At 46.0% G+C, this 26869-nt stretch carries 22 protein-coding genes and 1 pseudogene; 22 read left to right on the top strand and 1 reads right to left on the bottom strand.

Annotation, left to right across the window (positions count from 1 at the left end):
* Nucleotides 1–16 precede the first annotated feature (16 nt).
* The 17 genes and pseudogenes from MHI48_RS14030 (at nucleotide 17) to MHI48_RS14110 (ending at nucleotide 18760) form a co-directional block, all read left to right on the top strand.
* Nucleotides 17–841, top strand: a complete 825-nt coding sequence (locus MHI48_RS14030) for a carbohydrate ABC transporter permease (RefSeq protein WP_076249435.1) — start codon at nucleotides 17–19, stop codon at nucleotides 839–841.
* 18 nt (nucleotides 842–859) lie between these two features.
* Complete coding sequence (locus tag MHI48_RS14035) at nucleotides 860–3661, top strand: alpha-mannosidase (protein WP_076249434.1); 2802 nt, start codon at nucleotides 860–862, stop codon at nucleotides 3659–3661.
* Nucleotides 3662–3905: 244 nt separating this feature from the next.
* Nucleotides 3906–4910, top strand: a complete 1005-nt coding sequence (locus tag MHI48_RS14040) for a Gfo/Idh/MocA family protein (RefSeq protein WP_076327714.1) — start codon at nucleotides 3906–3908, stop codon at nucleotides 4908–4910.
* A gap of 24 nt (nucleotides 4911–4934) precedes the next feature.
* Complete coding sequence (locus tag MHI48_RS14045) at nucleotides 4935–5858, top strand: helix-turn-helix domain-containing protein (protein WP_245838080.1); 924 nt, start codon at nucleotides 4935–4937, stop codon at nucleotides 5856–5858.
* 12 nt (nucleotides 5859–5870) lie between these two features.
* Entirely contained in the window at nucleotides 5871–6968 is a 1098-nt protein-coding gene (locus MHI48_RS14050) for a Gfo/Idh/MocA family protein (RefSeq protein ID WP_076249431.1), read from the top strand.
* A gap of 312 nt (nucleotides 6969–7280) precedes the next feature.
* Nucleotides 7281–7994: a glycosyltransferase family 2 protein gene (locus MHI48_RS14055; protein ID WP_076327713.1), complete on the top strand. Its 714-nt coding sequence runs from the start codon at nucleotides 7281–7283 to the stop codon at nucleotides 7992–7994.
* A 213-nt stretch (nucleotides 7995–8207) separates the two neighbouring features.
* Nucleotides 8208–8960 carry a FadR/GntR family transcriptional regulator gene (locus MHI48_RS14060; protein WP_076327712.1) on the top strand — a complete coding sequence of 251 codons (753 nt, stop codon included), beginning with the start codon at nucleotides 8208–8210 and terminating at the stop codon, nucleotides 8958–8960.
* Complete coding sequence (locus MHI48_RS14065; RefSeq protein ID WP_076327711.1) at nucleotides 8957–10168, top strand: M20 family metallopeptidase; 1212 nt, start codon at nucleotides 8957–8959, stop codon at nucleotides 10166–10168. The genes MHI48_RS14060 and MHI48_RS14065 overlap by 4 nt, the downstream gene beginning before the upstream one ends.
* Nucleotides 10165–11730, top strand: a complete 1566-nt coding sequence (locus MHI48_RS14070) for an ABC transporter substrate-binding protein (protein ID WP_076327710.1) — start codon at nucleotides 10165–10167, stop codon at nucleotides 11728–11730. Before MHI48_RS14065 ends, MHI48_RS14070 begins: the two co-directional genes overlap by 4 nt.
* 102 nt (nucleotides 11731–11832) lie before the next feature.
* Nucleotides 11833–12750, top strand: coding sequence for an ABC transporter permease (locus tag MHI48_RS14075; protein ID WP_017688654.1), 918 nt, complete (start codon nucleotides 11833–11835; stop codon nucleotides 12748–12750).
* A gap of 16 nt (nucleotides 12751–12766) precedes the next feature.
* On the top strand, nucleotides 12767–13696 hold the full coding sequence (locus MHI48_RS14080) for an ABC transporter permease (RefSeq protein WP_036670788.1): 930 nt from the start codon (nucleotides 12767–12769) through the stop codon (nucleotides 13694–13696).
* Between the two features lie 21 nt (nucleotides 13697–13717).
* Complete coding sequence (locus MHI48_RS14085) at nucleotides 13718–15736, top strand: S9 family peptidase (RefSeq protein WP_405144373.1); 2019 nt, start codon at nucleotides 13718–13720, stop codon at nucleotides 15734–15736.
* Nucleotides 15733–16209 (top strand): hypothetical protein, encoded by a 477-nt coding sequence (locus MHI48_RS14090; RefSeq protein ID WP_036608258.1) that lies wholly within the window; start codon nucleotides 15733–15735, stop codon nucleotides 16207–16209. Before MHI48_RS14085 ends, MHI48_RS14090 begins: the two co-directional genes overlap by 4 nt.
* 165 nt (nucleotides 16210–16374) lie before the next feature.
* Nucleotides 16375–16737: an Asp23/Gls24 family envelope stress response protein gene (locus MHI48_RS14095; RefSeq protein ID WP_340029588.1), complete on the top strand. Its 363-nt coding sequence runs from the start codon at nucleotides 16375–16377 to the stop codon at nucleotides 16735–16737.
* Between the two features lie 32 nt (nucleotides 16738–16769).
* Nucleotides 16770–17377, top strand: a pseudogene (locus tag MHI48_RS14100) (GNAT family N-acetyltransferase).
* A gap of 250 nt (nucleotides 17378–17627) precedes the next feature.
* Nucleotides 17628–18233, top strand: a complete 606-nt coding sequence (locus tag MHI48_RS14105; RefSeq protein ID WP_036670794.1) for a pentapeptide repeat-containing protein — start codon at nucleotides 17628–17630, stop codon at nucleotides 18231–18233.
* 143 nt (nucleotides 18234–18376) lie between these two features.
* Nucleotides 18377–18760 carry a hypothetical protein gene (locus MHI48_RS14110; protein WP_076327704.1) on the top strand — a complete coding sequence of 128 codons (384 nt, stop codon included), beginning with the start codon at nucleotides 18377–18379 and terminating at the stop codon, nucleotides 18758–18760.
* A 158-nt stretch (nucleotides 18761–18918) separates the two neighbouring features.
* Here the strand turns inward: MHI48_RS14110 and MHI48_RS14115 are convergent, their stop codons facing one another.
* Nucleotides 18919–20424: an MFS transporter gene (locus MHI48_RS14115; protein ID WP_405144376.1), complete on the bottom strand. Its 1506-nt coding sequence runs from the start codon at nucleotides 20422–20424 to the stop codon at nucleotides 18919–18921.
* Between the two features lie 139 nt (nucleotides 20425–20563).
* Between MHI48_RS14115 and MHI48_RS14120 the strand changes: the two genes are divergently transcribed.
* The 5 genes from MHI48_RS14120 (at nucleotide 20564) to MHI48_RS14140 (ending at nucleotide 26833) form a co-directional block, all read left to right on the top strand.
* Nucleotides 20564–21403, top strand: coding sequence for a MerR family transcriptional regulator (locus tag MHI48_RS14120; RefSeq protein WP_405144378.1), 840 nt, complete (start codon nucleotides 20564–20566; stop codon nucleotides 21401–21403).
* A gap of 382 nt (nucleotides 21404–21785) precedes the next feature.
* Nucleotides 21786–23264, top strand: a complete 1479-nt coding sequence (locus tag MHI48_RS14125; protein ID WP_405144380.1) for an Lsa family ABC-F type ribosomal protection protein — start codon at nucleotides 21786–21788, stop codon at nucleotides 23262–23264.
* Between the two features lie 151 nt (nucleotides 23265–23415).
* Nucleotides 23416–23982: a TetR/AcrR family transcriptional regulator gene (locus tag MHI48_RS14130; protein ID WP_405144382.1), complete on the top strand. Its 567-nt coding sequence runs from the start codon at nucleotides 23416–23418 to the stop codon at nucleotides 23980–23982.
* 351 nt (nucleotides 23983–24333) lie between these two features.
* Entirely contained in the window at nucleotides 24334–25488 is a 1155-nt protein-coding gene (locus tag MHI48_RS14135; RefSeq protein WP_405144384.1) for a glycosyltransferase family 2 protein, read from the top strand.
* Nucleotides 25489–25525: 37 nt separating this feature from the next.
* On the top strand, nucleotides 25526–26833 hold the full coding sequence (locus MHI48_RS14140) for an aminotransferase class III-fold pyridoxal phosphate-dependent enzyme (RefSeq protein WP_076327698.1): 1308 nt from the start codon (nucleotides 25526–25528) through the stop codon (nucleotides 26831–26833).
* The last annotated feature ends 36 nt before the right edge of the window (nucleotides 26834–26869 follow it).

Consider the following 26869-nt stretch of genomic DNA (forward strand, 5'->3'; position numbering starts at 1 on the left):
AGGAGGTTCGATCCCTATGGTCAAACATGGGCTTCAACGCAAAATCCAGTACGGGATTCTAGTTTTTCTAGGGCTCAGTTTTTTATTGCCGCTGCTCTGGATCATTTTGGCTTCATTTGACCCGAATGCGCAACAGGGCATCAAAATGCCCAGTACCTGGACCATTCAAAATTTCAAGGATGTACTCGGGGATTCGAGCAATCTTCGTTCATTCGGTGTAGGCCTGATTCTGTCGGGAGGACAAGCGATACTGGTTGTTCTGGTATCTGTCCTTGCTGCGTATCCTTTATCCCGTTATGAAATGAGATTCAAAAAAAGCTTCTTGTTATCCATTCTGTTCATGACAGCTCTACCGATTACTGCCGTGATGGTTCCGGTATTTCAGATGTTTCTGTTCTTCAAAATGCAAAATAGCATCATCGCCACGATGTTGTTCCTGACCGCATCCTCACTTCCTTACGGCATCTGGATGATGAAAAATTTCATGGATTCGGTGCCCATTGATCTGGAAGAATCGGCATGGATTGACGGAGCGTCCGTATGGAACGGATTGAGACGAATCGTGGCTCCGCTGATGTTGCCAGGTATTGCAACGATAGCGATATTTACCTTTTCGGGAAGTTGGGGCAACTTCTTCGTGCCATACATCCTGCTCCAGACACCGGAGAAACTTCCGGCATCGGTCACGATTTATCAATTTTTCGGCAGCCACGGTATGGTTGAATACGGCAGATTGGCTGCATTTTCACTACTTTATACGATGCCTTCGGTTGTGTTATATATCTTCTCCCAGCGTTACATGTCCAAAGGATTCAGCATGGGCGGAGCAACCAAAGGTTAATGACAGGAGGTACGCAACATGACAACCAAAAAGACGGCACATCTCATCTCGCATACCCATTGGGACCGCGAATGGTATATGCCTTATGAACACCATCACGTACTGCTCATTGAGCTGATGGATAAACTTCTGGATACGCTTGATCAGGACCCCGAATATCGCTATTTCCATCTGGATGGGCAGACGATTATTCGTGAAGATTATTTGCAGGTTCGGCCCGAACAACAGGAGAGGCTCGACCGTTATATTCGTGAAGGACGCATTCATTTTGGCCCATGGTATGTGTTACAGGATGAGTTTCTGACCAGCAGTGAGGCCAACTTGCGTAATCTGCTCATCGGTCATCGTGATGCTCGACCTTTGGGTGTGATATCCAAGACGGGATACTTCCCAGACTCGTTCGGAAATATGGGACAGGCACCGCAGATTCTGCAACAGGCGGATATTCATAACGCGATCTTTGGGCGTGGGGTGAAGCCTACGGGATTCAATAATGCCGTGGTTGATGCAGACAGTTATGAATCTCCCTATTCTGAGATGATCTGGCGTTCGCCGGATGGTTCGGAAGTGCTCGGCATTTTGTTCGCGAACTGGTACTGCAATGGGATGGAAGTTCCGGTTGATTCGGAGAAAGCCCGAGCCTATTGGGATAAAAATCTGGCGGATGCCGAGAAGTTTGCCTCGACTCCCCATCTGTTGTTCATGAATGGTTGTGATCATCAGCCGATCCAGATGGATCTGCCAGAGGCTTTACGCACAGCAGCTGCGTTGTACCCTGACGTGGAATTTATCCACTCCAATTTTGACGATTATATTGAGGCGGTTACGAAGGAAGTCCCTGAGCATCTGGCGACCATTGAGGGTGAGCTTCGCAGTCAGCACACGGATGGTTGGGGAACACTGGTGAATACGGCATCCGCACGGGTTTATCTGAAACAGTTGAACCAGCAGGGGCAGACGTTGCTTGAAAAAGTAGCCGAACCACTGGCCGCCATGGCCCATATAGCCGGGGTAAAAGATTATCCGCATCATCTATTGACGCATGCATGGAAGATGCTGATGCAGAACCACCCACATGATAGCATCTGCGGATGCAGTGTCGATGAGGTTCATCGTGAGATGGTGACCCGCTTTGCCAAGAGCAGACAACTTGCAGAGAAATTGGTTTCCCAGAGCGCGCAGGCGATTGCTGAGTCCATTCGTGTGCAACCTGCTGAGGCTTGGGGAGAGGAAGCGGTGCTGTTCACCGTGTTCAACACGAGTGGGTGGAATCGAAATGGAATCATTGAGATGGATCTGATTGTGGACAAAGCATTTTTACCGGAAGGTCCTAACCCTCAGGCACTTGCGCAGAAGGTGGAAAAAGATGCACTACCAGTGTATCAGCTGGTCGATTCGGATGGACAAGTGTATTCGGCAGAAATTAACGATCTGGGTGCACATTTTGGCTATGAACTTCCGAAGGATCGTTTCCGACAACCTTATATGGCTCGTAAATTAAGAGTGACTTTCCAGGCGGTGGATGTACCTTCGCTGGGATATAAGACTTATGCTCTCATTCCAGTAGAGAAGCAAGCAGAGAATGTTGAGATTGTTGAAGTGCCCGATACGAGCGAACTCATCCAGGTGCAGGGAATGATGATGGAGAACGGTCATTTGCGGGTGACGGTTGAAGAGAATGGTACGGCAACGATTGAAGATAAGGTCTCCGGTGCTGTATACAGGGGATTAAATTCATATGAGAATACCGGTGATATCGGCAATGAATATGTCTACCGTCAACCGGAGGGAGAGACAACGCTGAACACGGAGCATCTGAAGGCGGACCTGCGGATTGTGGAGCAGTCTCCGTATCGGGCAGTTATGCAAAGTGTATTACGCTGGGATATTCCTGCTGGAGCAGATGAACTGTTCGAGCTGGAGAAGCGCCAAATGGTTCCTTTTACAGAACGGAAGGCACAGCGAGTCGAGAACACTGTTCCCTTGGTGATTACGACAACGTATACGTTGGAAGCGGGCAGTAATATGGTCAAGGTAAAATCTGACTTTAACAATCAGGCCAAGGATCATCGACTGCGCGCACTCTTTCCATCCGGACTGGTGACAGAGGATCATTATGCAGATTCCATCTTTGAAATTGCCAAACGTTCCAATACACCGGCCAAAGAATGGGTGAATCCGAGTAATGCGCAACATCAGCAGGCATTTGTACATGTGACCGATGGCGATCATGGCTTGATGATTGCAAACAAAGGGCTGAATGAATACGAGATTTTACAGCATGAAGAGGGCAGTACGATTGCAGTTACGCTGCTGCGTGCCTCTTCGGAGTTGGGAGATTGGGGTGTGTTTGAAACACCGGAAGCCCAATGTCTGGGACCTCAGAGTGTGGAATATGCTATTATTCCATTTGCGGGCGATGCGGCACAGTCAGGTGCATGTGCATCCGCATACGTGTATCCGATTCCGTGGACGACTGTACAGCTAGGGACACTTGCGTATACATTTGAGCAAGAAGGTCATGCTGGAGCTGATGGGCAACAGGTTGAACTACCTCTGTCGAAGCAATGGTTAGCGTGGAATTCGCAAGGTTCGACACTGGCATTCTCCGCATTAAAGATCGCAGAGGAAACTGGAGATTTGATTGCTCGCTGGTATAATTTGAACTCCGAACCGGTTGAATTGAACGTACAAACTGGATTCGAATGTGCCTCCGTCTATGAGAGCGATGTGCTGGAACGGGTTAAGGACACGTTGGAGGGGCAAAGCCAGACGGTATCCGGGTACAAGATTGTTACACAAGGTTATGCGTTACGGTGAGTTGATTTTTGAACATCATAACTATAGAAACCTCCTGTTCACGGTAGCGTGGGCAGGAGGTTTTTGTTGTGTGCTCCGTTATGTAAAATATATCAGGGATTTGGGCAAGTGTATAAATGTCTAATAACATTAATGTCGTGATTTTATACATTTATTGTCGCGAGTTTCTATTAAAAATAGATTAAGTCTGTGATAACTTATAGATAAATGTCAGAATATTATATAGTATGGAGGTAAGATAACAGTGACCATTCGAATTGGAAAAATTAGCTTGTGGCATGTTCACGCATGGGATTACATCAAGCAGGCACAGGAACATGAGGATACAGTCATCGCCGCTGTATGGGATGAAGATGCCAAGCGTGGTCAGGAAGCGGCTGAACGTTTAAACGTACCATTCTATGCTTCACTCGAAGATATGTTGGCCAAGGATGACATCGATGCCGTTATTATAGATGCGCCAACCCGCATTCATGAAGAAGTGATCACCGCTGCTGCAAAAGCAGGTAAACACATTTTCACGGAGAAAGTTATTGCTTCGACACAGGCGGAATACAATAGAATCCTTAATGAGGTAAAGGCAAACAAGGTCAAGATGACAGTATCCTTACCTCGACTGAATGCAGGGTATACGTTAACGATTCAGGATGTCCTTAACCAGGGATTACTTGGTAAAGTGACTTATGTTAGAGCGCGTTTATCGCATGATGGAGCAATTTCCAACTGGTTGCCTGAACACTTCTATGATCTGAAGGATTGTCAGGGCGGTGCGCTGATTGATCTGGGCTGTCATCCAATGTATCTCGCCAAACTGTTTCTGGGTCAGGAAGTAACAGCGGTTAATGCGAACTTTGGATATATTACAGGTAAAGAAGTGGAAGATAATGCCGTTGCAACCTTGTTTACGGATTCTGGAGCAGTCGGCGTTGTTGAAGCCGGTTTTGTGAACAGCCATTCTCCATTTACGATTGAGGTTCATGGTACGGAAGGTACGCTTCTGTACGGAACACCTGATGAAAAACTATTGATTCGCACGAAAGCAGTACAGGGACAGTATCAAGAGTGGACTGAACTTCCTTTGGCAGACCAAAGAGAAAGCGCATTCAATCAATGGGTTGCACATATACAGAATGATACGGATGCAACTGAAAACGTGCAGATCGCTATGGAGCTGACCCGTTTGATGGAAGCAGCGAATCTCTCTGCCAAAGAAGGGCGCAGAATTACTCTGAAAGAGTTGAAGGGTTAGTTTTTATTAAGGAGGTGTGCAATCTTGAGCCTGTATCCTTATGAGAAAATGCTTGAACGGCAGGATCTCCTGGAGAGACTGGATATTCTAATGGTATGGGGACATTATGAGATTCGCGTGATGCGATTTCATTTGACTTCTTTTCCAGCGGGCCGAGTTGTGGATTTCCATAATCATGCGGAGTTTGAGTTTCATTTTATCCCGAGAGGTAAAGGTAAAGTTATTCTGGATGATCAGACACATGCGCTCTCGGAAGGTATGCTTTATTTGACTGGACCAGGTGTCGTTCATTATCAGGAGGCTGATGCTAAAGAGGACATGGATGAACTATGTCTTCATGTGGATATCGTTCACAAGCCAAGAGAACATGTCGATCCCTGGGAAGCAGCAGAATCCGAGGAAACGATGGAAAAGCTGAGAACGCTTCCGCTTACTCCGGTGAATGATTATCATCGGGCGATGCATTGTTTTTTGGAAGCCTATGAGGCATGTGATCAGAAATTGTTAGGTTATTATACGTCGATCAAGCAACTGGTTATCAGCATATTACTCAAAACCGTGCGAGCATACGACACCGGGGGGAATCGACCGGAAGCCCCTGTGCGGGATATGTCGGTGTATCGTTATGAGTATGCAGTGCAATATATGGAGGCGAATCACCCTACAGTGGTCACGCTGGAACATGTAGCAGAGAAACTTCATATTAGCAGCAGACAATTGCAGCGAATTTTCTACCAAGTACAGCCGGAGATGCCGTTCAGCCGTGTGCTGGAGGATATTCGTCTGCGCGCCGTGTGCCGCAATCTGGAAGAAAGTAACGTATCCATTGAACAGATCGCTCTTGCTTCAGGATTCAATAATGCCAACTATTTGCATGCTGTATTTCGCAAACGTCTGGGGATGACCCCGTCGGCTTTTCGTAAAATGAAACAACCAATACTTAAGTGAGGGTGAATATATATGAGTAAAGTATATCGTATCGGAATTATTGGCTGTGGTGGAATCGCGAATGGCAAACATCTGCCGAGTCTGAGTAAATTAGATAATGTTGAACTGGTGGCTTTCTGTGATATCGTTCAGGAACGTGCGGATGAAGCCAAACAGAAATATGGCACTACTGAAGCCGAAGTCTACACGGATTATCAGGAATTGCTCAAGGATGAGTCTTTGGATATTGTGCATGTGCTTACACCGAATATTTCTCATGCCGAGATTTCTATTGCTGCTCTGGAGGCAGGCAAACACGTGATGTGTGAAAAGCCAATGGCGAAGACATCTGCTGAAGCACAGCTCATGCTGGAAGCGGCAGAACGTACCGGCAAAAAACTTACCATCGGATATAACAATCGTTTCAGAGAAGACAGTCAGTACTTGAAGAAGGTGTGCGAAGCGGGTGACTTGGGTAATATTTATTTTGCCAAAGCACATGCGATTAGACGTAGAGCAGTACCAACATGGGGTGTTTTCCTGGATGAAGAGAAGCAAGGTGGCGGTCCGCTGATTGACATTGGTACGCACGCACTTGATCTGACGCTCTGGATGATGGATAACTATCAACCAAAAGTTGTGCTGGGTACGACCTATCATGAGCTTTCACAACGTGAAAATGCGGCCAATGCCTGGGGCCCGTGGGACCCGAAACAATTCTCCGTAGAGGACTCGGCCTTTGGCATGATTGTAATGGAGAATGGGGCAACGATCATGCTGGAATCCAGTTGGGCACTGAACTCACTGGATGTGGATGAGGCAAAATGTAGCTTGAGCGGTAGCGAAGCGGGTGCGGACATGAAGAACGGACTGCGCATCAATGGTGAGAAATTCAGCCGTTTATACACCAATGAGATTGAACTGAGTGCAGGCGGGGTAGCTTTCTACGATGGTAAGAGCGAGAGCGCACCGGATGTTGAGATGAGAAAGTGGATTGAAGCGATTGAGAACGATCAGGAGCCGGTGGTCACACCGAAACAAGCACTGATTGTATCTCAGATCTTGGAAGCACTCTATGAATCTGCTCGCACAGGCAAGGCCGTGTACTTGAATAACGGTAACGAAGCATAGAAAAGGCTTAAAACAATAGATTACAAAACCCTTTGTCCTGTTATTTGGGGCAGAGGGTTTTTGGTGTTTTGGATGCTAGGGCGTATCTGAAAACTCCGAAGGAAGCAGATTTTGCCGAATTTTCGTTCCAAGCCAGGAAGTTTTCCGCAGGCGTGCCGGGGCACGTCAAGGGGAAGTGACGCAGCAGGGGGCGAAAAGGCGGTAAAAGATGCACTTCAGCGAGTTTTGAGACACGCCCTAACTATTGGTCCATACCAGACTCTATTTCGGCACATATGATGAGAGAAAAATGAGCTGAAAAGAGGGTATGTCTTGACTAAACACAAAACGGGTCATGGTGTTTCCATTGTTGTATGTACCAATCGGCCGCAATTTTTTGATAACATCCTGCAAAATTACAATCGGCAGCGTTATAAAAGCAAAGAGTTGATCATTGTCCTGAATCATGACAGTATGAATCTGGCATTATATCAAAACCGGGTTCGGAATCTTGCGAATGTTCATGTATATCAAGTTCCGGAGAGCATTTCGCTAGGACAAAGCCTGAACGCCGGAATAACTAGGGCTCGCTTTTCAATGATTGCGAAATTTGATGATGATGACTACTACTCGCCGTATTATTTAACAGAACAGGTGAGAGAACTTAAACGGACCAAAAGTGATATTGTGGGCAAACATTCGTGTCTCGTCTATTTGGGCGCGTCCAAGACATTGTTGGTCAGATCTCCTGCTGAAAAAAATAAACCGGTTGAATTTGTTCAAGGGGGCACTATTTTATTCAAAAGAGAGATCTTGAAAAAAGTCCGCTTCACGGACCGTTCAATAGGGGAAGATGTGACCTTCCTGAGACAATGCAGGAAAAGAGGATTCAAAGCGTACGCGACCTCTCCTTATAATTATGTCTATCACCGCAGACAGAACAAAAAGAGTCATACCTGGAGAGCGGATGACAGCTTTTACCTGAGGGGAAGCAAAAAACTTGCGGTTACGGAGGATTTCAGACCCTATGCTAATAAAAAGTTATAGTCTGTAATCGTAGTGCCCATGGATGTCGTCAAATAACGAAAGCGAAGATGCATCTGCTGAATGTAGATGCGTCTTTTTTGTGCCAAAATGCTTCAATTTGGAGGTGGTTAGAAAAAAAAATGAATTTACTTGAAAAAAAGTATTGCATATAAGTTTAGTCGGAATTATATTAATGGTATAAGGTCTAGACCATATACAGATCGGAGTGTTTAGATGTCCAGTACGTTTTCATTTCGTTTTGAGAAAGTATCCACCAAAAAGGTTAGTGAATTCATTAGGGAACAACTGGAAGAAGCCATTATTCTGAAAGAATTAATGAGTGAAGAACAGCTTCCAGCCGAGCGAGATCTGGCAGAGATTTTTAACGTAAGCCGGATTACCGTTCGCGAGGCACTCTCTTCATTGGAAGAGAAAGGCTTGATAGAGAAAAGGGTGGGTGCCAAAGGCGGAACATTTGTACTGCCTCTGACAGCCAATTCGCATAAACGGACCAGAGAAGAAATTAAACGGGATTGGTCACAGATGCTGAAGGTGTTTGAATATCGAACCATCATCGAACCGGAGGGAGCTTTTCTCGCTGCTGAGCGGATCACCGCAGGCGAACTGGAGCTGCTTGAGGGTTACATGGAGCAAAGTATAGAGCCAGACTGCACAAGGGAATGGTTCAGGGCGCTGGATGTGAAATTTCATCTGACCATCGCCAAGGCTTCGGGGAATCCATACTGTGAGAGAGCCGTCAGACAGATTCGGACGAAAATTAATCCGGCTCTCGACCTGATGCCTTATGATGACCGGATACGTACAGTCAACCACGGTGTACATATGGAGATTCTTGAAGCATTGAAAGCCCATGATAGCATCAAGTCTAAGGAGACGATGAAAAAGCATATCGAATTCTCAGCGGATGCAATCTATGCCCGTTTGGTTTCTGAATCGGACAAAAATGAAGGGAATGACAGCGAATGAATCGTTCAGAACTAATACAGCTGGCTCAGCCACTACAAGCCCAGTTAAGCGCTTGGCGCAGAGATTTACATCAGCATCCGGAGATCGGTTATGAGGAGCATCGCACATCCGCTATCGTAGCTGAGCATCTGGAAAACCTGGGACTCGAAGTTACACGCAATGTCGGACAGACCGGGGTTACAGGCCTGCTTCGCGGAGAGACCGATGGACCAACCTTTGCCTTGCGCGCAGATATGGATGCTCTGCCAATCCAAGATCAGAAAGCGGTGGAATACCGCTCGCAAGTGGAAGGCAAAGCGCATCTGTGTGGGCATGACGCTCACACCTCCATCCTGATGGGGGCCGCCCAACTGCTTACTGGTCTTGGAAGACCGAAATCAGGCAACATCAAATTCATTTTCCAGCCAGCAGAAGAGGGACTTGCAGGGGCAAGAGCCATGATCCAGGACGGTGTTCTGGAGAATCCAAAGGTTGATGCCATCGCAGGATTACACATGACACCTGGACAGGACACGGGAACCTTGGGTGTGAGTCAAGGCGTGGCGTTTGCATCAGCTGATCCCTTGATTATCAAGGTGTTTGGCAAGGGTGGTCACGCAGCTCGTCCACATGAGGGTATTGATGCAATCGCGGTATCCGCTCAGGTCATCACCGCCTTGCAAAATATCGTCAGTCGCATGGTTGATCCACTTGAACCGGCAGTAGTCACGATTGGTAAAATCACCGGAGGTTATATGGGAACAGCCATCGCCCCCGAAGTGGAGATGATCGGTACGGTTCGTACACTCTCACCTGCCATTCGTGAGCGGATGCCAGCTTTGATCGAGCAGGTTGTTAAAGGGGTCTGTGATTCTTTTGGAGCTGGATGCGAAGTTGTCTACGGCGATGGATACCCTGTTGTCGTGAATGATCTCGGCATGGTTGACCTGCTAACAGAGACTTGTGATCAGGTTAATGCGGAGAAGGGATGGACTTATATCAAACCCTCCACAGGGGGCGAGGATTTCGCGTTTTATTGTGAACAGGTTCCGGGTGTGTTTTTCAGACTAGGATCTGGGAATGATGAGGAACGTACTCGTTATCCACTCCACCATCCCATGTTTGATCTTGATGAGACAGCGATGCCTTATGGTGTGGGCATGTTGTCAGCAGTAGCACTTGAATTTTTGGCACGGAATACAACTTCTGAGGGGGAGCAATCACAATGAAAAAAAGACAATGGACAGGCATGTGGATCACGTTACTGGCAGTCGTAATGGTACTCAGCGCTTGCGGAGGAAAAACGACAAGCACGAATGATGGTGCCGCAACAGAAGGAACGGGCAGTGGAAGCGCAAGTACAACACTGACCATTGCTGCAGCAACAGACATCGAGAGTTTCGATCCGCACAACAACAACAATACATCCAGTGAAGCGGTACTGGTCAACGTTTTCGATTATCTGATCAAAAATGACAGTGAACAGAAGAAAGTTGCGGGACTTGCGACTTCATGGGATCAGGTAGACGATACAACATGGAGATTTAAGCTGCGTGAAGGGGTGACCTTCCACAATGGCGATCCATTCACTTCGGCAGATGTAAAATACACACTGGAGCGCGTTGCCAAGGACGAGACACTGAAACAAAACAGCTATTTCAAAAATATTGTAGAAGTTAAAGTGGTGGATGACTATACCGTAGACATTATCACGGATGGCCCAGATCCATTGCTCCTGAATCGTTTGTCCAAGATGGGAGCAGGCATTCTGCCGGCAAAATATATTGCAGACAACGGTTTTGATGCTTTCCTGAAACAACCGGTTGGAACAGGCCCTTACAAGTTCAGTAAATGGACGAAAGATGATCGTGTAGAACTGGTGAAAAACGAGAGCTACTTCGATGGAGAACCAAAATGGAATGAAGTGGTATTCCGCGTTATTCCTGAAGCCTCCACACGTGTATCCGAATTGCTTGCTGGTGGCGTAGATGTTGCGTCTTCCATTCCGTCCACTGATATTGCCCGGATCGAAGGCGAAGCAGATAAGAAGATTGTCAAAGCACCAATCCAACGCGTGCTTCAGTTGATCTTCCGTCAGACAGAAGGCAGCATCACGGCTGATCCGAAAGTACGTGAAGCGATTGACCTGGCTATCGACAAACAAGGAATCGTGGACAGCATTGCCGGCGGAGCAGGTATCGTAACTCGCACGTCCGTAACGCCAGGCAACTTCGGTGCTGATCCTTCATTGTACAAAACTTCACTCTATGATCAAGAAAAAGCGAAACAGCTCCTGCAAGAAGCTGGCTATGCAGAAGGTGAAGCCGAGATGACCATTTCCGTTTCATCACAGTACAAAGAACAGGCTGAAGTTGTTGCAGCGATGCTGGAACAAGCCGGATTCAAAATTAACCTGGATGTCCTTGAAGCAAGTGCATTCAGTGAACGTTACAGCTCCAAATCATTCAAAGAAATCTTCATGATCGGTATTGGTAACTCCTTGTTCGACGCTTCGAATAACTACAATCGTTATATGTTGGAAGAAGCAAAAGGCGAATCGGATTATAACAATCCTGAAGTAGAAAAACTGCTTCAATCGGCATTGGTGAACATGGACCCTGCAGCTCGTGAGAAGGAGTATCAGCAAGTACAGCAAATTTTCTCTGAAGAGCGCCCAGCCGTATATCTGTACCAAATGGAAGGTGTCTACGGTACGAATGCTAAAGTGAACTTCGCGCCGCGCAGTGACGAGATGTTCTATGCTGACGAGATTACACCTGTTGCACAGTAACATCGGGTATAACAACCGGTCATTGAAAAGATAGGCCTTGAACGGCAGGGACTGGATAACCATGTTCCTGCCGTTCTTTTTTAAAAGGGAGGTGAACAAGGAATGGGCAAATACGTACTTAAGTCACTACTGCAGATCATTCCGGTGCTGTTCATTGTTTCATTAATTGTGTTCATTTTGGTTCGAGTCACCGGTGATCCAGTTGCGTTAATGTTGCCTGAAACGGCTACCGCTGAAGATCGTGCTGTCTTGACGCAGGCACTTGGTTTGGACCAGCCTTTATATACGCAATACGTGAAGTTTCTGGGCAGTGCGATACAGGGAGACTTTGGTCAGTCTTTTCGCTACAATCAGCCTGCGCTAGAGCTTGTGCTGGAGAGATTGCCTGCCAGCTTTGAACTGGCTGTAGCCGCCATGTTTTTTGCTGTACTTATGGCTGTGCCACTTGGCGTCATTTCAGCTGTCAAACGCAATACGTTTACCGATCTCATTATTTCAGGAATATCCGTCATTGGTAAGGCGATGCCAAACTTCTGGATGGGGATTATGCTTATCCTCTTGTTCTCCGTCATGCTGGGCGTATTGCCGGTATCTGGTCGCGGAGGATTGTCACATCTGATCTTGCCGGCATTTACACTTGGCGTTGGACTGGCTGCGCAGATGACCCGACTGATTCGCTCCAGCATGCTGGAGATTCTCAACCAGGACTATATTCGAACAGCCCGCAGCAAGGGGCTTGGCCGGATGGTTGTCATTGTAAAACATGCATTTCGGAACGGTTTGATTCCGGTCGTGACAATTATGAGTTTACAGTTTACAAGTCTGATCGGGGGCACTTTGATTACGGAAACGGTATTCTCCTGGCCTGGACTGGGTCAGTTGCTGGTCGTTGCAGTCAACACACATGATATGGCGATTGTACAGGCAGCGGTGTTTGTCATTGCCTTTATCGTTGTAGTAATCAACATCTTGACGGATGTAGCTTACAGGCTACTCGATCCGCGCATCAAATACGACTAGAAGGAGGTGCAATCATATGACAGGCAGCAATGAAATGCCAATTCCGGGTACAGAACAGGAACAAGACAATGGGCGTGCACCAACGGGATTTCGTTATATCTGGCAACAACTGATCATCAGCAAGACCGGAATGTTTGGTGCTGTGCTTGTATTGTTGGTTGTGTTAATTGCCATAGGTGCACCTCTATTGACGAGTCATGATCCGGCAGCGGTGAATCCGCTGGGCCGACTTAAACCACCAGCATGGCTTGAGGGTGGAACGGCCGAATACTGGCTGGGTACCGATAATCTCGGCAGAGACATGTGGAGTCGAATTGTATATGGTGCCCGAGTTTCCTTAATCGTGGGGATGGGTGCCGTGATTGTGTCAGGAATTATTGGCGCGATTCTGGGGCTGGTATCCGGATTCTACGGGAAATGGCTGGATGCTGTCATCATGCGTGTAGGTGATGCATTCATGGCGATTCCAACCATTCTGTTCATGCTTGTTGTGATGGCAATTGTTGGCCCGGGTATTACAACGTTGATCTTTGTCATCGGGGTGACGAACTGGGTTCCATTCACCCGTGTGGTAAGAAGTGAGGTTCTTAGTATCAAAGAGCGTGATTTTGTTCATGCGGCCAGATCGATTGGCGCGAAGAATGGAAGATTGATTCTGAAACACATTCTGCCGAATATCCTTTCATCCTTTATCGTCATCTGCGGTATGAATGTCGGCACAACGATTATTATGGAAGCTTCACTCAGTTTCCTGGGTCTAGGTATCAAACCACCTGATGTATCCTGGGGAGGGATGCTCAGTGATGGCAGACAATACGTTGCTACAAGCTGGTGGGTCGCTACATTCCCGGGACTAGCGATCACATTTACCGTACTCGGTGTTATTTTTCTTGGAGATTGGCTGCGTGATGTGCTTGATCCACGTACGGAGACAACCCATAAATAAACGGAGAAGGGAGCCATCATTATGAATCAAAGACCAATTATGCCGGAGGATCTGCGTCATTATCGTTGGATAAGTCAGCCGGTGATCAGTCCTAACGGACAAGTGGCTTATGTGGAACAGACCATAGATCAGGATAAAAACGAATATAACACGCAAATTCGAGGGATTTCGCTCGATGGTGATGAAGATATTGCACTTTCGGATGGAACAAAGGATTCCTCACCTGCTTGGTCGCCGGATGGCACACAGCTCACATTCATTCGCTCAGTGGATGGTGGCAAAGGACTATGGACGCTCCATTCAGATCAAAAAGAGCCGGTTATGCTGATATCTCCCGCACGTAAAATATTGAGTTATATCTGGTCGCCGAACGGGCAGTACATTGCGTTTACCAGCAAAGTACAACCGGAGGACCAACAGAAGAAAGCAGACGTCCAACAGGAGTCTGTACCTGAGCTGCGAGGTAAAGTCTTCGAGCGTACAACGCCGAAGGCGGAAGGGGCTGGCTGGTGGGACGGTCAATACAGCCAGTTGTTTGTATATGAGATCAAAAGCGGGGAAATCACACAGGTGACTTCCGGGCTATGGAATATCAGTGCCCCTGCATGGTCGCCAGATAGCCAGCAGCTTTCTTTCATTTCGAAGCAAGTAGAGGACGAGGAGCTTGATGCGGATCTGCTTTACTTTACCGATATATACAGCGTTCGATTGGGAGAGAGTGATCTGTTCAAAGTGACGGATTCCAGTCTGGCGATAAGCCAATTCTCCTATTCGTCCGACGGGCAACAGCTGATCCTGATCGCCAGTGATCGTGAGTATGGAAGCGGGAGCCACAACAGCTTATACGCTGTTCCCGTTCATCGAGGTATACCCAGGCCAATCGCACCTCAATTAGATATGCAGATTGGTAACGCGGCGCTTGGAGATATGAAGTCGGCAGGTGCGTCACCTTCTCCTATCTCGGATGCCCGTCATCCGGAACGCGGTGTATATGTACTCGGAACACATAACGGGAATGTGGACGTGTACCGTATTCAAGAAGATGGGGCGTGTCAATCCGTTACTGGCGCTGGTGAAAAGGATGTGTATCAGTATACCTTAACGTCAGATGGTACGTCGCTGGTTATCGCTGCGTTGACGGATGAACACCCTGGAGAGTTATATCGCGTGGATATCGACAGTGGTGAAATGTTCAGACTCACCCGGCGAAATGATGAATTCTTGGCTGAATTAGCTGTTAATGTGCCTCTACGTGTAGAGTTTAAGTCTTCCGATGGTTGGCCGCTTCAAGGTTGGTTAGCCACACCGGCAATACGTGACACCAATGGGAAACTGCCACTGATTTTGCAGATTCATGGTGGACCTCACGCAATGTATACGGGAACATATAGTCATGAGATGCAGACACTCGTTGCGCAAGGTTATGCTGTGCTGTGGATCAATCCACGCGGAAGTATGGGATACGGTCAGGAGTTTGCCAGAGCTTGCCGTGGTGACTTTGCCGGAGGAGATTACCGGGATCTGATGGAAGCTGTTGATTATGCCCTGGCTACATATGATTTCCTTGATGCATCACGTCTGGGTGTAGCGGGTGGCAGTTATGGCGGAGTGATGACCAACTGGATTGTAGCGCATACCCACCGTTTCAAGGCGGCTGTAACCCAGCGATGCATCTCCAACTGGTTGTCCATGTATGGAACGAGTGATATCGGAATTTCCTATGTCGAGGGAGTCATTGGTGGTAATCCGGCGGAAAACGCTGAATTCCTGTGGTCCCGTTCACCTCTTGCCCATGCACATCACATTGAGACGCCACTTCTGATCATGCACGGAGAGCAGGACTATCGGACACCGATTGCGCAAGCGGAGGAATTATATACTACGCTAAAACGATATGGCAAAAAGACCAAACTGATTCGTTATCCAGGTTCCAACCACAGTTTGCTGAAAAGCGGTAAACCTTCACTTCGGATCGATAGCTTCGAACAGGTGAATGCCTGGTTCAATCAGTACCTCGGGAATGAGGAGGGCGAGCAATGAGTCGGACTCAGCTGTCCATTCCTGTAGGGCTTCTTGTAGAAAATGTACTGACAAGTGGAGAATCAAAAGAAGTGATTATTGAATGTTTACAACGTCGAGACTATTCCCGTTTGTTGCCTCTGGTTAAGGAATCCGCGATGGATTTTGATGAAAGACTACAGACAGCAGATGATATCGGAGACGATTGGGAAAAGGCGATACGTCAAGGTTATGAGTTCAAGTTTTTGCATATTAACGGGTTGAAACGATTGCTCGATTTCCGGTTTGACCGTAAGGTGGATCGGGATTACGTTCAAGATGAGTTGTCTCTGAAGAATATTCGTCTGACCGCACAAGAGATTGAACTGCTACAATCGTTAATTGGCAGGCAGTGGATCGTGCAAGCAGAAGAAACAGAGGCAGCAGAAGAAGGTAGCAAAGAGAGTGGGATATCCTCCCGCATTCCTGTCCGTATTCAATTGAAGTTCCCTTAATATGGACCAAGAAGAAACCGCGATGATCGCGGTTTTTTTGCTATGTACAGGTAGAAATGAGGATGACTCAATTCAAAAGTTGAAATCGGACTCTGCATGATTTATATTTATATTAAATGATATTATAATATATCAAAAATGCGGGTATAAAGAGGGGGGCCTAGGATGTCCATTCAAAATGTTTTGGGAAAAATTCAAATATCGGATGATGTGATCTCCAAAATTGTCGGCAAGATCGCAAATACCACCAGTGAGATTTCCTCCATGTCGACAGGACTTATAGAGGGCATCACCAAAAAGTGGAGCGGGAAAAGTCTACAAAATGGCATAGATATCCGCAAGGTAGAATCAAGACTGGAGATAAACGTAAAGGTTGTCGTTTGTTATGGAACAAAAGTGCATGAAGTCTGCAGGGAATTGCAAAACAATGTGAGATTGCATGTGGAACAGCTGACCGGATTAACCATTGATACGGTGAATGTGATCGTTGAGGGGTTATCATTTAACCAACCTGCTGCCAAGCTTTAATCCAATTTCAGCTACATAGAGGAGTGACAGCGATGAATAAGATTTCCATAACAAAAGCTAGTCCACAATCATTAGTCGGCGGGCAGCTAAATCAGATGGCACTTGAATATATGGCCTATTCGCTTGCAGGTACCAAGGATAAAGGCATTATAGAGAAAACATTTAACAAGTTATGGCGTTCGAATCAGAACCGATTCAGTCACCAATATGCTTATGAAGCAAAAATGGGTAACCAAACGCTGGGCATGATCATGTGTTATCCGACCACTATAATGAACAAACTTGCTTTCCAACGTTCTCCAAACTGTTTGAACTTCGTAAATGGAGCCTGATTAAGTATAATCTCCAACACTGGAAAGAGTTCTACTCCATGGTGACATTAAAAGAAGCGGAGAACGACGAGTACCACATCGGAACATTGGCTACCTTGCCTGAAAGCAGAGGTCTTGGTGTAGGAACACAGCTCATTCATTTTGCTGAGGAGCAAGCTATAACACAAGGTCTGTCCAAATCTTCACTTACGGTTAAAAAGGAAAACCTACTAGCTATTAAACTCTACGAGCGTTTGGGATACCAGAGAGTAGGGGAAATCAATAAACCTTCGTTATCCCTGTACAGGATGTCCAAAAAACTGGTGTAATGTTTTCTGATAGGAATAGAACAAGCAGCTAACTGGAGAGTTTCATATACAAGCCCACATTGGAACAGTTAAAAGTGTGAGCTGGAGGGGCGCTTTATGCGTCCCTTTTTAGTTCTTTAGATTTTTCTCATAAAAAAAGTAACTTGACTTTTGTGGGTGTTTAAGCAGGTGCTTGACAGGGGTGTGGTATAGTATAAAAAGTTCTTTTAATGAAGAAAGACGGAGAAATATACAATGTGGGGTGTAACCAGTGTATCAATATAAGGATCAGGAATATGAAGCAGTACATTTTGAGGGACGTGACCTGCGCTATGGAGAACTCATAAGTTGTGTTTTCAAGCAGTGTACATTTATGAACGCTTCTATGGAAGAAATCGAAACGAGTAACTGTCGTTTTATTGAGTGTGACTTCAAAGGGGCTTCCATGAATGGTTCGATTCATACGGAATCGGCTTTTGAAAACTGCACCTTCGGTGGTGCAAATCTCTTTGCTTCCAAATTCAGCTCCTGCAAGATGACAGGCTCAGACTTTTCAGGTGCGCAAATGGATGGCATTACCCTGAGTCAGGGCGATTGGTCTTACACGAATCTGAGACATACGCGATTGGGGAAACAGGATCTGCGAGGAATTCGTTTCTTTGAGGCTGACTTTACGGACACGGATTTCACCAAAGCGGATTTGAGAGACTGTGATCTTACCCGAGTTGTATTAAGCAGAGCTAAACTGCAAGGAGCCGATCTTAGAGGGGCTAACCTGGAAGGCATCGATCTGAAATCACTGGATATCAAAGGCGTACGTTTGGATCGCGAACAAGCTGTTCTGTTTGTACGCTCGTATGGTGCGAAAGTAGACTAAGTTGAGTTGAACATACACAGCATGAAGCCGCCCTTAAGGCGGCTTTTTTGACTTTGAGGTTTTCCGATTCAGAGAGAATAGGCAGGAAAAAGAGATCTAAACAAGAAGTAGTTAACATAAGTTTCAACTAAAAGGAGGTTATCATGACCGTCACATTAATTATTATTGTCGCTATTATTGTCTTTGGGCTTATAACAGGCACGATCACTACGATTATGGCATTTAAACTGCTACGTAACAATAAAGAGAAACATCACCTTCGCAAGAGCATTCTGATGGACGGAATTCCAACAGAAGCAATAATTCATGATATTGTGCAGACATCATCCAGTAGGGATGGAAGGCCTGGCGTGCGATTGGATCTGACTGCAACCCAAGTTGACGGCCGCACCTTCCCAACAATTGTAGAGACTTATATTCCAATCACACATATTCCCCATTTTCAGAAAGGAAATGTCATTAACGTAAGATACATTGCGATGGGGAATGAACGAAAAGTTGAGGTAGAGGATGCCTACGTTCCGTGAGCTGCCGCATGGTGGTAAGCTTCGGTTATCAGGCATATCAAAAACCATTACCTGAAACAACTCAGGTAGTGGTTTTTGACGTTGATTTCAATTGAGTTAATCCTCTTCTTTTGACATATTTCGTATATACCTCGCATTGTTTCATGAAGTGAATTTCATTACGTTTTAACGCTGTGCTTTGGGGCTCGTTTCAACCGCACAGCAACCCAACTCATAATCAGAGCAGCAATGAACAGAAATACGGTCACACCTGCAATGACAACAAAGAAGGATTGGTCAAATGCAGCAAAGGCGGCATTTTTGAGCGATTCAGCAGACGCAGCAGGCAAGCTTTCGGCAGCGATAAGCGCTTCATCCAAACTGTCTTTCGCATTGGCTGGCACACTAATTCCCACAGGAATCTTCATAGCGAGTGTGTAGAAAAGGGTCGACATGCTGCCGATGATTGCAATACCGGATGCTCCGCCCAGCTCATAACCCACTTCCTCAATGGAAGCGGCCATACCCGCTTTGTGTGGTGGGGCATAACTCATAATGGAATGTGATGCAGCGGTCATGCCTGATCCAAGACCTGCACCAAGCAGTGCCAAACCGAGAATCTGCCCGGTGAACCCAGCATTGAAATACATCAGATACGTCCCCATGCCAAGGGTAGCGATGAAGAGAGTGAAGCTTTTGATATATACAACATCCACACGGTGCATAATGGCCCCCGTAACAGGTCCGGCGATGAGTGCTGCAACAGGTATGGATACGGTGAATAGTCCAGCCTGAAGAGGTGACATGCCTTCCACCAGTTGAAGCCGCTGAGTGACCATATATTGCACACCCATTTGTGCAAACAAGCCAACCAGTGCGGTAATAAAGCCGGTGCTGAATCTTGGGATTTTGAATAAGGACAGATCCAGCAGTGGGTTGGTACTGTTATTCTGACGGCGAATAAAGATGATCAGGGACAGAACACCGACAATAGCAGCAATAATAGCGAGTGTGAGAGATCCTTCGCGTCTTGTGAATTCCTTAATGGAATAGATAATTCCGACCATGGCAATCATGATCTGAATGGAACTGGTGAAGTCCCACTTTTTCGAGGTATCCCCTTGATGTTTAGGGATCATTTTCAAGGCGAATACAAACGCGATAATGGCTATGGGCAGGTTAATCAGAAACACAGAGCCCCACCAGAAATGTTGAAGAAGCAGTCCACCAACAATCGGTCCCAATCCAGCACCACCTGATGCAATGGAACCCCAGATGCCGATTGCCAGTGCGAGTTCTCGCTCATTCGTAAACGTAACTCTGATAATCGACAATGTCGCTGGCATCATCATGGAGGCACCTACGGCGAGAAGAATTCTGCTCATGACCAGCATAGCGGGTACTGGAGAAAAGGCAGCAGCAAGAGAAGCAGCAGAAAAGACGACCAAGCCCAGGGTAAATATTTTTTTATGACCAAGACGGTCCCCGAGTGTTCCCATTGCAGGAAGAAGACCCGCCATGACAAGGGAGTAACCGTTCAGAATCCATAATTTCTCTGAAGCAGATGCACCGAGATCATGGGTCAAGCTGGGTAGGGCTGTGTACAGGATGGTCATATCCATCACAATGAGTAATAGTGCACTTGAGACAATAACAAGAATCATCCAACGTTTGAATTTAGACATGTTTCCCTCCGACGATATGAATAACTTACAATTCAAGACTAAACTATCGGGTAACCCTATAGTCAAACTTTTCTTTACACACTATAATGCATTTATATTGATAAAACTTAGACTACATATGTACATGGAGGGCCCATAGATGGCTGGACATCACGCACAACATTTTACCACCAGTGAATTTGCCAAGATCTGCGGAGTGACCAAACATACCTTGTTTCATTATGACGAGATTGGGCTGTTAAAGCCTGAATATACCAATGCCAAGGGCTACCGCTATTATGGTATGCAACAAACGTATGTGCTGGATGTCATACATGTACTGAAGAAGGCAGGAAGCTCACTCCAAGAGATTAAGTCGTTTATCCAAAATCAGAATACACCATTGTTAATTGAGCTGTTTGAACAGAAATTAAAGGCACTTGAGTTGGAACAACAACGAATCAAACGCATGCAAAAGCTGCTAAGTGGTGCAATAGAAATGACGAAACAAGCCACGGATGCTTCTCCTGAAGGGCTGCATATCGAACAATGTGAGCTGGAGTATTTTATTGCTGTACAACTGGAGCAAGGGGATGGGGATAAGGAATTCTTCCGTAAGTTCATTGAATACAGGACCCATTGTGATGAACAGATGATCGACTATGAGTTTCCGGTATGGACGATCTTAACTCAGGAGCACTATGAGGCAGGAGAATACTATCCGGATTACTTTGGTAACAAAATAAAAGCTCCCATTCCAGGGGGAATGATATGGATTAAGCCAAAAGGGATGTATGCCGTCATGAATCATCGAGGTTCATACGAAAGCATGCCAGAGACGTATTCCCTCATGAAAGAGGAGATAGAAAAAGAGGGACTGCAAGTCTGTGGACATGTGTATGCACTGGACCTGCTCACTTATTTTGCAGAAAGTAATCCCGATGAGTACATCATCAAAATTTACGTAGAGGTGTGTAAGCCAGAAAACACAATGGTTTAACGTACGGGGAAGGGAGATGAGATCGAGGCTGCACTGCCTTGACCCATATCGAATTCCATGTTAAGTTTTCTGTAATAAATTGTGAGTTTTCAAAGGGGGTATGGAGTCATGACGGAATTAGAGGTTGTGGATGTTTATGTGGACCTGTCAACAAACATGAACAGTGGCATGGTTCACAATATGACTAATCAGAATCCGGCACTTTGTCCTCCTATGCATAGATCTACTTGGCGCTGAGTGGTTTATCGCCAGGTTTCTTTATTGTATAAGCGAATCTAAATTCTGATTATGTTCAAATATTAAAGTGAGGGAATCCATGCCATGTTCCATGGTGAAATCCCGTCAGTTTACTTTTATATTTCACATAAAAAGGATGATATGCATGTCATTAATCAACGTTACCAACCTGACCTTTGCTTATGAAGGCAGTTACGATAATATATTTGAAAATGTTAGTTTTCAGTTGGACTCCGATTGGAAATTGGGTTTTACCGGAAGGAACGGCAGAGGCAAAACGACATTCCTCAATCTGTTGCTTGGCAAATATGAATACAGCGGACATATCTCTGCGAATGTTAGCTTTGAATACTTTCCTTTCCAGGTAGAAAATAAGGGAGCCATGACCGTTGATGTCATCGGCGAGATTCATCCTGAATATCTACACTGGCAAGTTGTGCGCGAGCTTAACCTGTTAAAAGTGTCAGAAGATGTGTTGTATCGGCCTTTTGATACGTTATCCAACGGAGAACAAACAAAGGTGATGCTGGCTGCCTTGTTCCTGAAGGATAATCGGTTTCTGCTCATTGATGAACCTACCAATCATCTTGATCTTCATGCAAGACAAATCGTCAGTAATTATCTTGGCAGCAAGCGTGGATTTATTTTGGTATCTCACGATCGATCCTTTCTGGATCACAGCGTGGACCATATCCTTTCCATCAATAAGAGTAACATCGAGATTCAGAAAGGCAATTTCTCCGCTTGGTGGGAAAATAAAAGAAGGCAAGATCAGTTTGAACTTGCGAGTAATGAGAAATTAATAAAGGATATCAAGCGTTTATCCGATTCAGCCAAACGGACCGGTGGATGGTCGCATGAAGTTGAAAAAAGTAAAAATGGTACGAGAAATTCCGGTTCCAAGGTGGATAAAGGATATATTGGGCACAAGGCTGCCAAAATGATGAAACGTTCCAAAAATATCGAACAAAGGCAGCAATCTGCGATTCAAGAGAAATCCAAACTTCTCAAAAACATCGAGAGTGCAGAACGTTTACAGATTCATCAGCTGGATTTTCACAAGCAGGAACTTGTTGAATTGGAACATGTGTCGATATCATATGGCTCCAATACGGTGTGTAAGGATGTCAGTATCACGGTTGAACAAGGGGATCGTATTAACCTGTACGGTAAAAATGGATCTGGCAAATCAAGCATTCTTAAACTGATCTGTGGTGAAGATATCCCTTATACAGGTCTTTTCCGTAAGGATCATCAGCTTAAAATCTCGTATGTGTCGCAGGACACGTCCGATCTCGGAGGACATTTATCTGAGTATGCGGCCACACAGGGGATTGATGAAAGCCTGTTTAAATCGATACTTCGAAAGTTGGATTTTTCCAGACTGCAATTGGAGAAAGATATTTCAACGTTTAGCGCAGGTCAAAAAAAGAAAGTGCTCATTGCCAAAAGTCTTAGTGAGAAAGCTCATCTGCATATTTGGGATGAACCACTCAACTTTGTAGATGTCATTTCACGTATTCAGATCGAAGACTTACTCTTGGAATACTCGCCAACCCTGCTTTTTGTAGAGCATGATCGTGAATTTTGTACAAATATTGCAACGAGAATCATCGAACTGTAAGTAACGTGAAAGATAACCATGCTAAGAGCCGCCAAATGGCGGCTTTTAGTATTACTCGTGAGGAAGTATGCTATAATTTTATAATATCATCCAATCATTTGATGGATGACTAGATCAATTGTAGACTAATTCGCCAAGAGGTGTAATACCAATGAAAAAGGAAATGACAACAATCAAACAAACCAGGCTTCATTCCATTTTGGACGAGGCCACCAAATTGCTGATTGAAAAACCGAATGCTTCTATGAATGATATTGCAGAATCTGCAAAAATCGGGATCGCTACGTTACATCGATACGTGGAAAGCCGCGAACAGCTTATGGTATATCTCGGATTACGCGCAATCGAGGTGGTCAGTGAGACCATGAAAGAAATCCAACTGGATGAGGAGCACTATGAAAAGTACATACCTGAGCTGATCGAGGCGCTGATTCCATTAGGCGACAAAATATATTTTCTGGCTCATGACACCACCATTAACTATAATCCCGAGATTGAGGGAGCGGATCTGAAACTGAGAGAACCTGTATTGCATGCGGTCGGTCTGTTACAACAGAAAGGTTATTTCCGCTCCGATCTTGATAAAACCTGGATTGTCGATGTGCTGTATTCCATCATGTTCCTGACGTGGCAGCAGGTTGTAAGTGGTCATATCGCGAGAAAAGCAGCCCCTGCGCTTGTGGTAGACACGTTTTATCATGGATTTAAGCAGCGATAGGTCAGGGTCTATCCAATGAAAAACAATAGATTTTAATACGAAAACACCCTCAAAGAATCAACTGTATCGTTAGATACACGACTCTTTGAGGGTGTTTTTTTGCGTTCACAACAGCGTTTCTCAGTGCGCAAGCTACAAAGACTTGATTTTCTCACATATTCAAATATTAACAGAGTTCAGAATTTAAGATTTTCAGTTTACAAAAAATGATATAAATTTCTAGTAGATTCAAATCATTACCAAATAAAGACAAAATATTCAAACGAGGGGGCCGTGCAGAAATACCTTCAATTGTGCAGTTCAAAATCAGCTTATGTACTCATTCCATCAACCCAAATCAGGAGGGATTCCATGCTTTACACCATTATTGTGCCAGTCAACCAGGACTATAACATTTTGAACCTGTTCACAGATTCGCTACTCCGGACGGTAAGCCCATCCACTCAGATTATTTTCATCAACGATGGTTCCGGCTCAGCAGTCTTTCAACATCTGGATAAACTGAAGCAAGACGTAAGAGAAGGTGTGACCATCGAGATTCTTCAGCATGATTTTCCACTCGGTTGCGCCGTGTCGATTAATAGCGCACTGAGTCTTGCCAAGGGAGAGTACATTTTCTTCCTGGATTCTGACACCATTCTTCAACCGAACTGGCAACCGATGATGAAAGAGACACTGGATAGCGATATTACGATCGGCATGATTGGAGGGGTTCTGTTGTATCCGCAAACAGGAGGCGTGCAGCATTGCGGCATTGCTTTTGCGGACACCATCGGCCGACACCTGTTCCTGAACGCATCTCCTGATGATATCCCAAAAGAAACCTTCTCTGTTCAACTGGTGGTGTTCGCCATGTTTGGCATGAAGCGGGAGGTGTATGAGACCATCGGCAACCTCGATGAGAAGTTCTTTAACGGATACGAGGACTTTGATTATCAGATGCGGGCACGAGCTGCCGGATACGATACGGTTATTAACCCGAATATTCAAGCGTATCACTGGGAACGCAGCAGCGGTATTCACCGCAACTTCAATCGGAAGAACAATCTGGCACGCTTCTGGAAAAAGTGGGGCGGTCAAATCGAGGCTGATGTATGGCCATTCGTTTTCAGTCATCTGAAAGCACAGCTGGAAAGCCAAGAGGAATACCAGCAACTGCCGATTGTTGGGATTGACCTTGCCGAGGTTCGAAGTGATGCCGATACATTCTGGACCAAGCTGGAGGAAGCCGAATTTGCAAATGTAGCCGAAGTACGGGACTATTCAAACCGCTTTAATTCCAACGGAGCCATCTGGCTGCCACAGGTACTGGGCAAGGAACTGATTCATAGTGAGAACCGGTTACTGTTTTTGGTGGACAATTTCGCCCGTTTGCTGGAGAACCGCTACTGGATTGAGATGAGACATGCTCATCGAGCCAAGGATCTGATCATTGATCTGTATGGCAATGTGATCACGATGGATCGCATATACGATGGATGCTGGCCTGGAACCAAAGTTCGGTAATTCACTCACAACGAAAATAAACAGGGAGGTACTTAAGGTGAAAGAAAAAGAGAGCACGCTCGATCGTGCCGTACGGTTTACCCGTAATCTGGAGTGGTTGGAACAAGTCGAAAAGGTAATTCCGAGCGGATGCAGCACTTTAGCCAAAGCACCTGAACGTTTATTTCCGGGCCATACACCCGTATGTTGTGCAGAGGCTTATAATTCCCGATTTACAGATATCGACGGGAATGAATGGCTGGATTGCGAAATGGCCATGGGTACGGCGCCATGGGGCCATGCCAGACATGAAGTCCAATTAACCGTCATTCACCAGTTGAAAAAAGGGACAAGCTTTTCTTTACCTGCCGACATCGAGCTTGAATGTGCCGAGTTGATTCTGGAGCGGTTCGAGGGGCGTTATCCATCGCTGCGCTTCACTAAGAGTGGGGCCGATGCAGTGAGTGGGGCCGTGCGTCTGGCCCGTGCCGCTAGTGGCAAAAGCAAGGTTATTGCGACAGCTTATCATGGGTGGCACGACTGGTCTGCCTACGGTTATTATGGTGGCGAGACGAAAGAACGTGGCATCCCGGTGGATATCGAGCGTTCAACGATCTGGATCAACAAGCCTACTACGGAGCGAATTGAGGCCCAGATTACCGCGTCTCCCGAGGATATCGCATGTATTGTTCTATGCCCCAACGAGTGGAAAAAGGACGCGCTGGAGAGTGCCGTAAACCTATGTCGGTCTCTGGACATCATTATCATATTCGATGAGGTAACTTCCGGTATTCGAATGGGCAAGCAGGCTACAGCAGGAGAATATGACATCTGGCCTGATCTGCTCTGTATCTCTAAAGGTATGGCCAACGGTTTACCGCTAGCTGCGGTTATGGGGCCTGAGCACTTGATGTCTTTGTCAGGACAGGTCAGATTCAGTAATGCCCATTCCAGCGAAACGACAGCGCTCGCGGCAGCCATTGCCTGTGAACGATTAATGAAAAATGCGAAAGTATGGCCGACTTGGCGTGATCCGGCAACCCGGATCATGGATCGTCTGGAATCTGAACTTGTATTACTCGGATTGACGGATCAATTGGAAGTGAGAGGGACGTATGCAAGCTTCTGCATTCAATCCCTGGCTGAAGATAACTTCCAGACAGACCCTTTCCGCGAGTTCATGGTGAAGAGAATGGCTCACTTCGGCATTTTCACCAAGGGTTACTTTATTTTCTCTGATGCCCATACACGGGAAGAATTGCTGTGGGTCGAGGAAGCGCTGTTACAGATCCTGTCAGACTGGAAAGAGATTCAGAAGCAGGAACATCTTCATGCGATGCAACTTTCGAAAACGTTTGAAGCTTAATCCATAGATCATAATCGACAATCGACTAGGAGGAAT

This window comes from Paenibacillus sp. FSL H7-0942, from assembly GCF_045040715.1.
Taxonomy (GTDB): Bacteria; Bacillota; Bacilli; order Paenibacillales; family Paenibacillaceae; genus Paenibacillus; species Paenibacillus amylolyticus.

Bases quoted from the DNA above. Each gene is read 5' to 3' on its own strand.
- MHI48_RS14030 (WP_076249435.1), top strand. From the start codon at position 17: ATGGTCAAACATGGGCTTCAACGCAAAATCCAGTACGGGATTCTAGTT.
- MHI48_RS14035 (WP_076249434.1), top strand. From the start codon at position 860: ATGACAACCAAAAAGACGGCACATCTCATCTCGCATACCCATTGGGAC.
- MHI48_RS14080 (WP_036670788.1), top strand. From the start codon at position 12,767: ATGACAGGCAGCAATGAAATGCCAATTCCGGGTACAGAACAGGAACAA.
- MHI48_RS14085 (WP_405144373.1), top strand. From the start codon at position 13,718: ATGAATCAAAGACCAATTATGCCGGAGGATCTGCGTCATTATCGTTGG.
- MHI48_RS14060 (WP_076327712.1), top strand. From the start codon at position 8,208: ATGTCCAGTACGTTTTCATTTCGTTTTGAGAAAGTATCCACCAAAAAG.
- MHI48_RS14135 (WP_405144384.1), top strand. From the start codon at position 24,334: ATGCTTTACACCATTATTGTGCCAGTCAACCAGGACTATAACATTTTG.
- MHI48_RS14095 (WP_340029588.1), top strand. From the start codon at position 16,375: ATGTCCATTCAAAATGTTTTGGGAAAAATTCAAATATCGGATGATGTG.
- MHI48_RS14070 (WP_076327710.1), top strand. From the start codon at position 10,165: ATGAAAAAAAGACAATGGACAGGCATGTGGATCACGTTACTGGCAGTC.
- MHI48_RS14120 (WP_405144378.1), top strand. From the start codon at position 20,564: ATGGCTGGACATCACGCACAACATTTTACCACCAGTGAATTTGCCAAG.
- MHI48_RS14125 (WP_405144380.1), top strand. From the start codon at position 21,786: ATGTCATTAATCAACGTTACCAACCTGACCTTTGCTTATGAAGGCAGT.
- MHI48_RS14115 (WP_405144376.1), bottom strand. From the start codon at position 20,424: ATGTCTAAATTCAAACGTTGGATGATTCTTGTTATTGTCTCAAGTGCA.
- MHI48_RS14110 (WP_076327704.1), top strand. From the start codon at position 18,377: ATGACCGTCACATTAATTATTATTGTCGCTATTATTGTCTTTGGGCTT.
- MHI48_RS14050 (WP_076249431.1), top strand. From the start codon at position 5,871: ATGAGTAAAGTATATCGTATCGGAATTATTGGCTGTGGTGGAATCGCG.
- MHI48_RS14075 (WP_017688654.1), top strand. From the start codon at position 11,833: ATGGGCAAATACGTACTTAAGTCACTACTGCAGATCATTCCGGTGCTG.
- MHI48_RS14090 (WP_036608258.1), top strand. From the start codon at position 15,733: ATGAGTCGGACTCAGCTGTCCATTCCTGTAGGGCTTCTTGTAGAAAAT.
- MHI48_RS14065 (WP_076327711.1), top strand. From the start codon at position 8,957: ATGAATCGTTCAGAACTAATACAGCTGGCTCAGCCACTACAAGCCCAG.
- MHI48_RS14130 (WP_405144382.1), top strand. From the start codon at position 23,416: ATGAAAAAGGAAATGACAACAATCAAACAAACCAGGCTTCATTCCATT.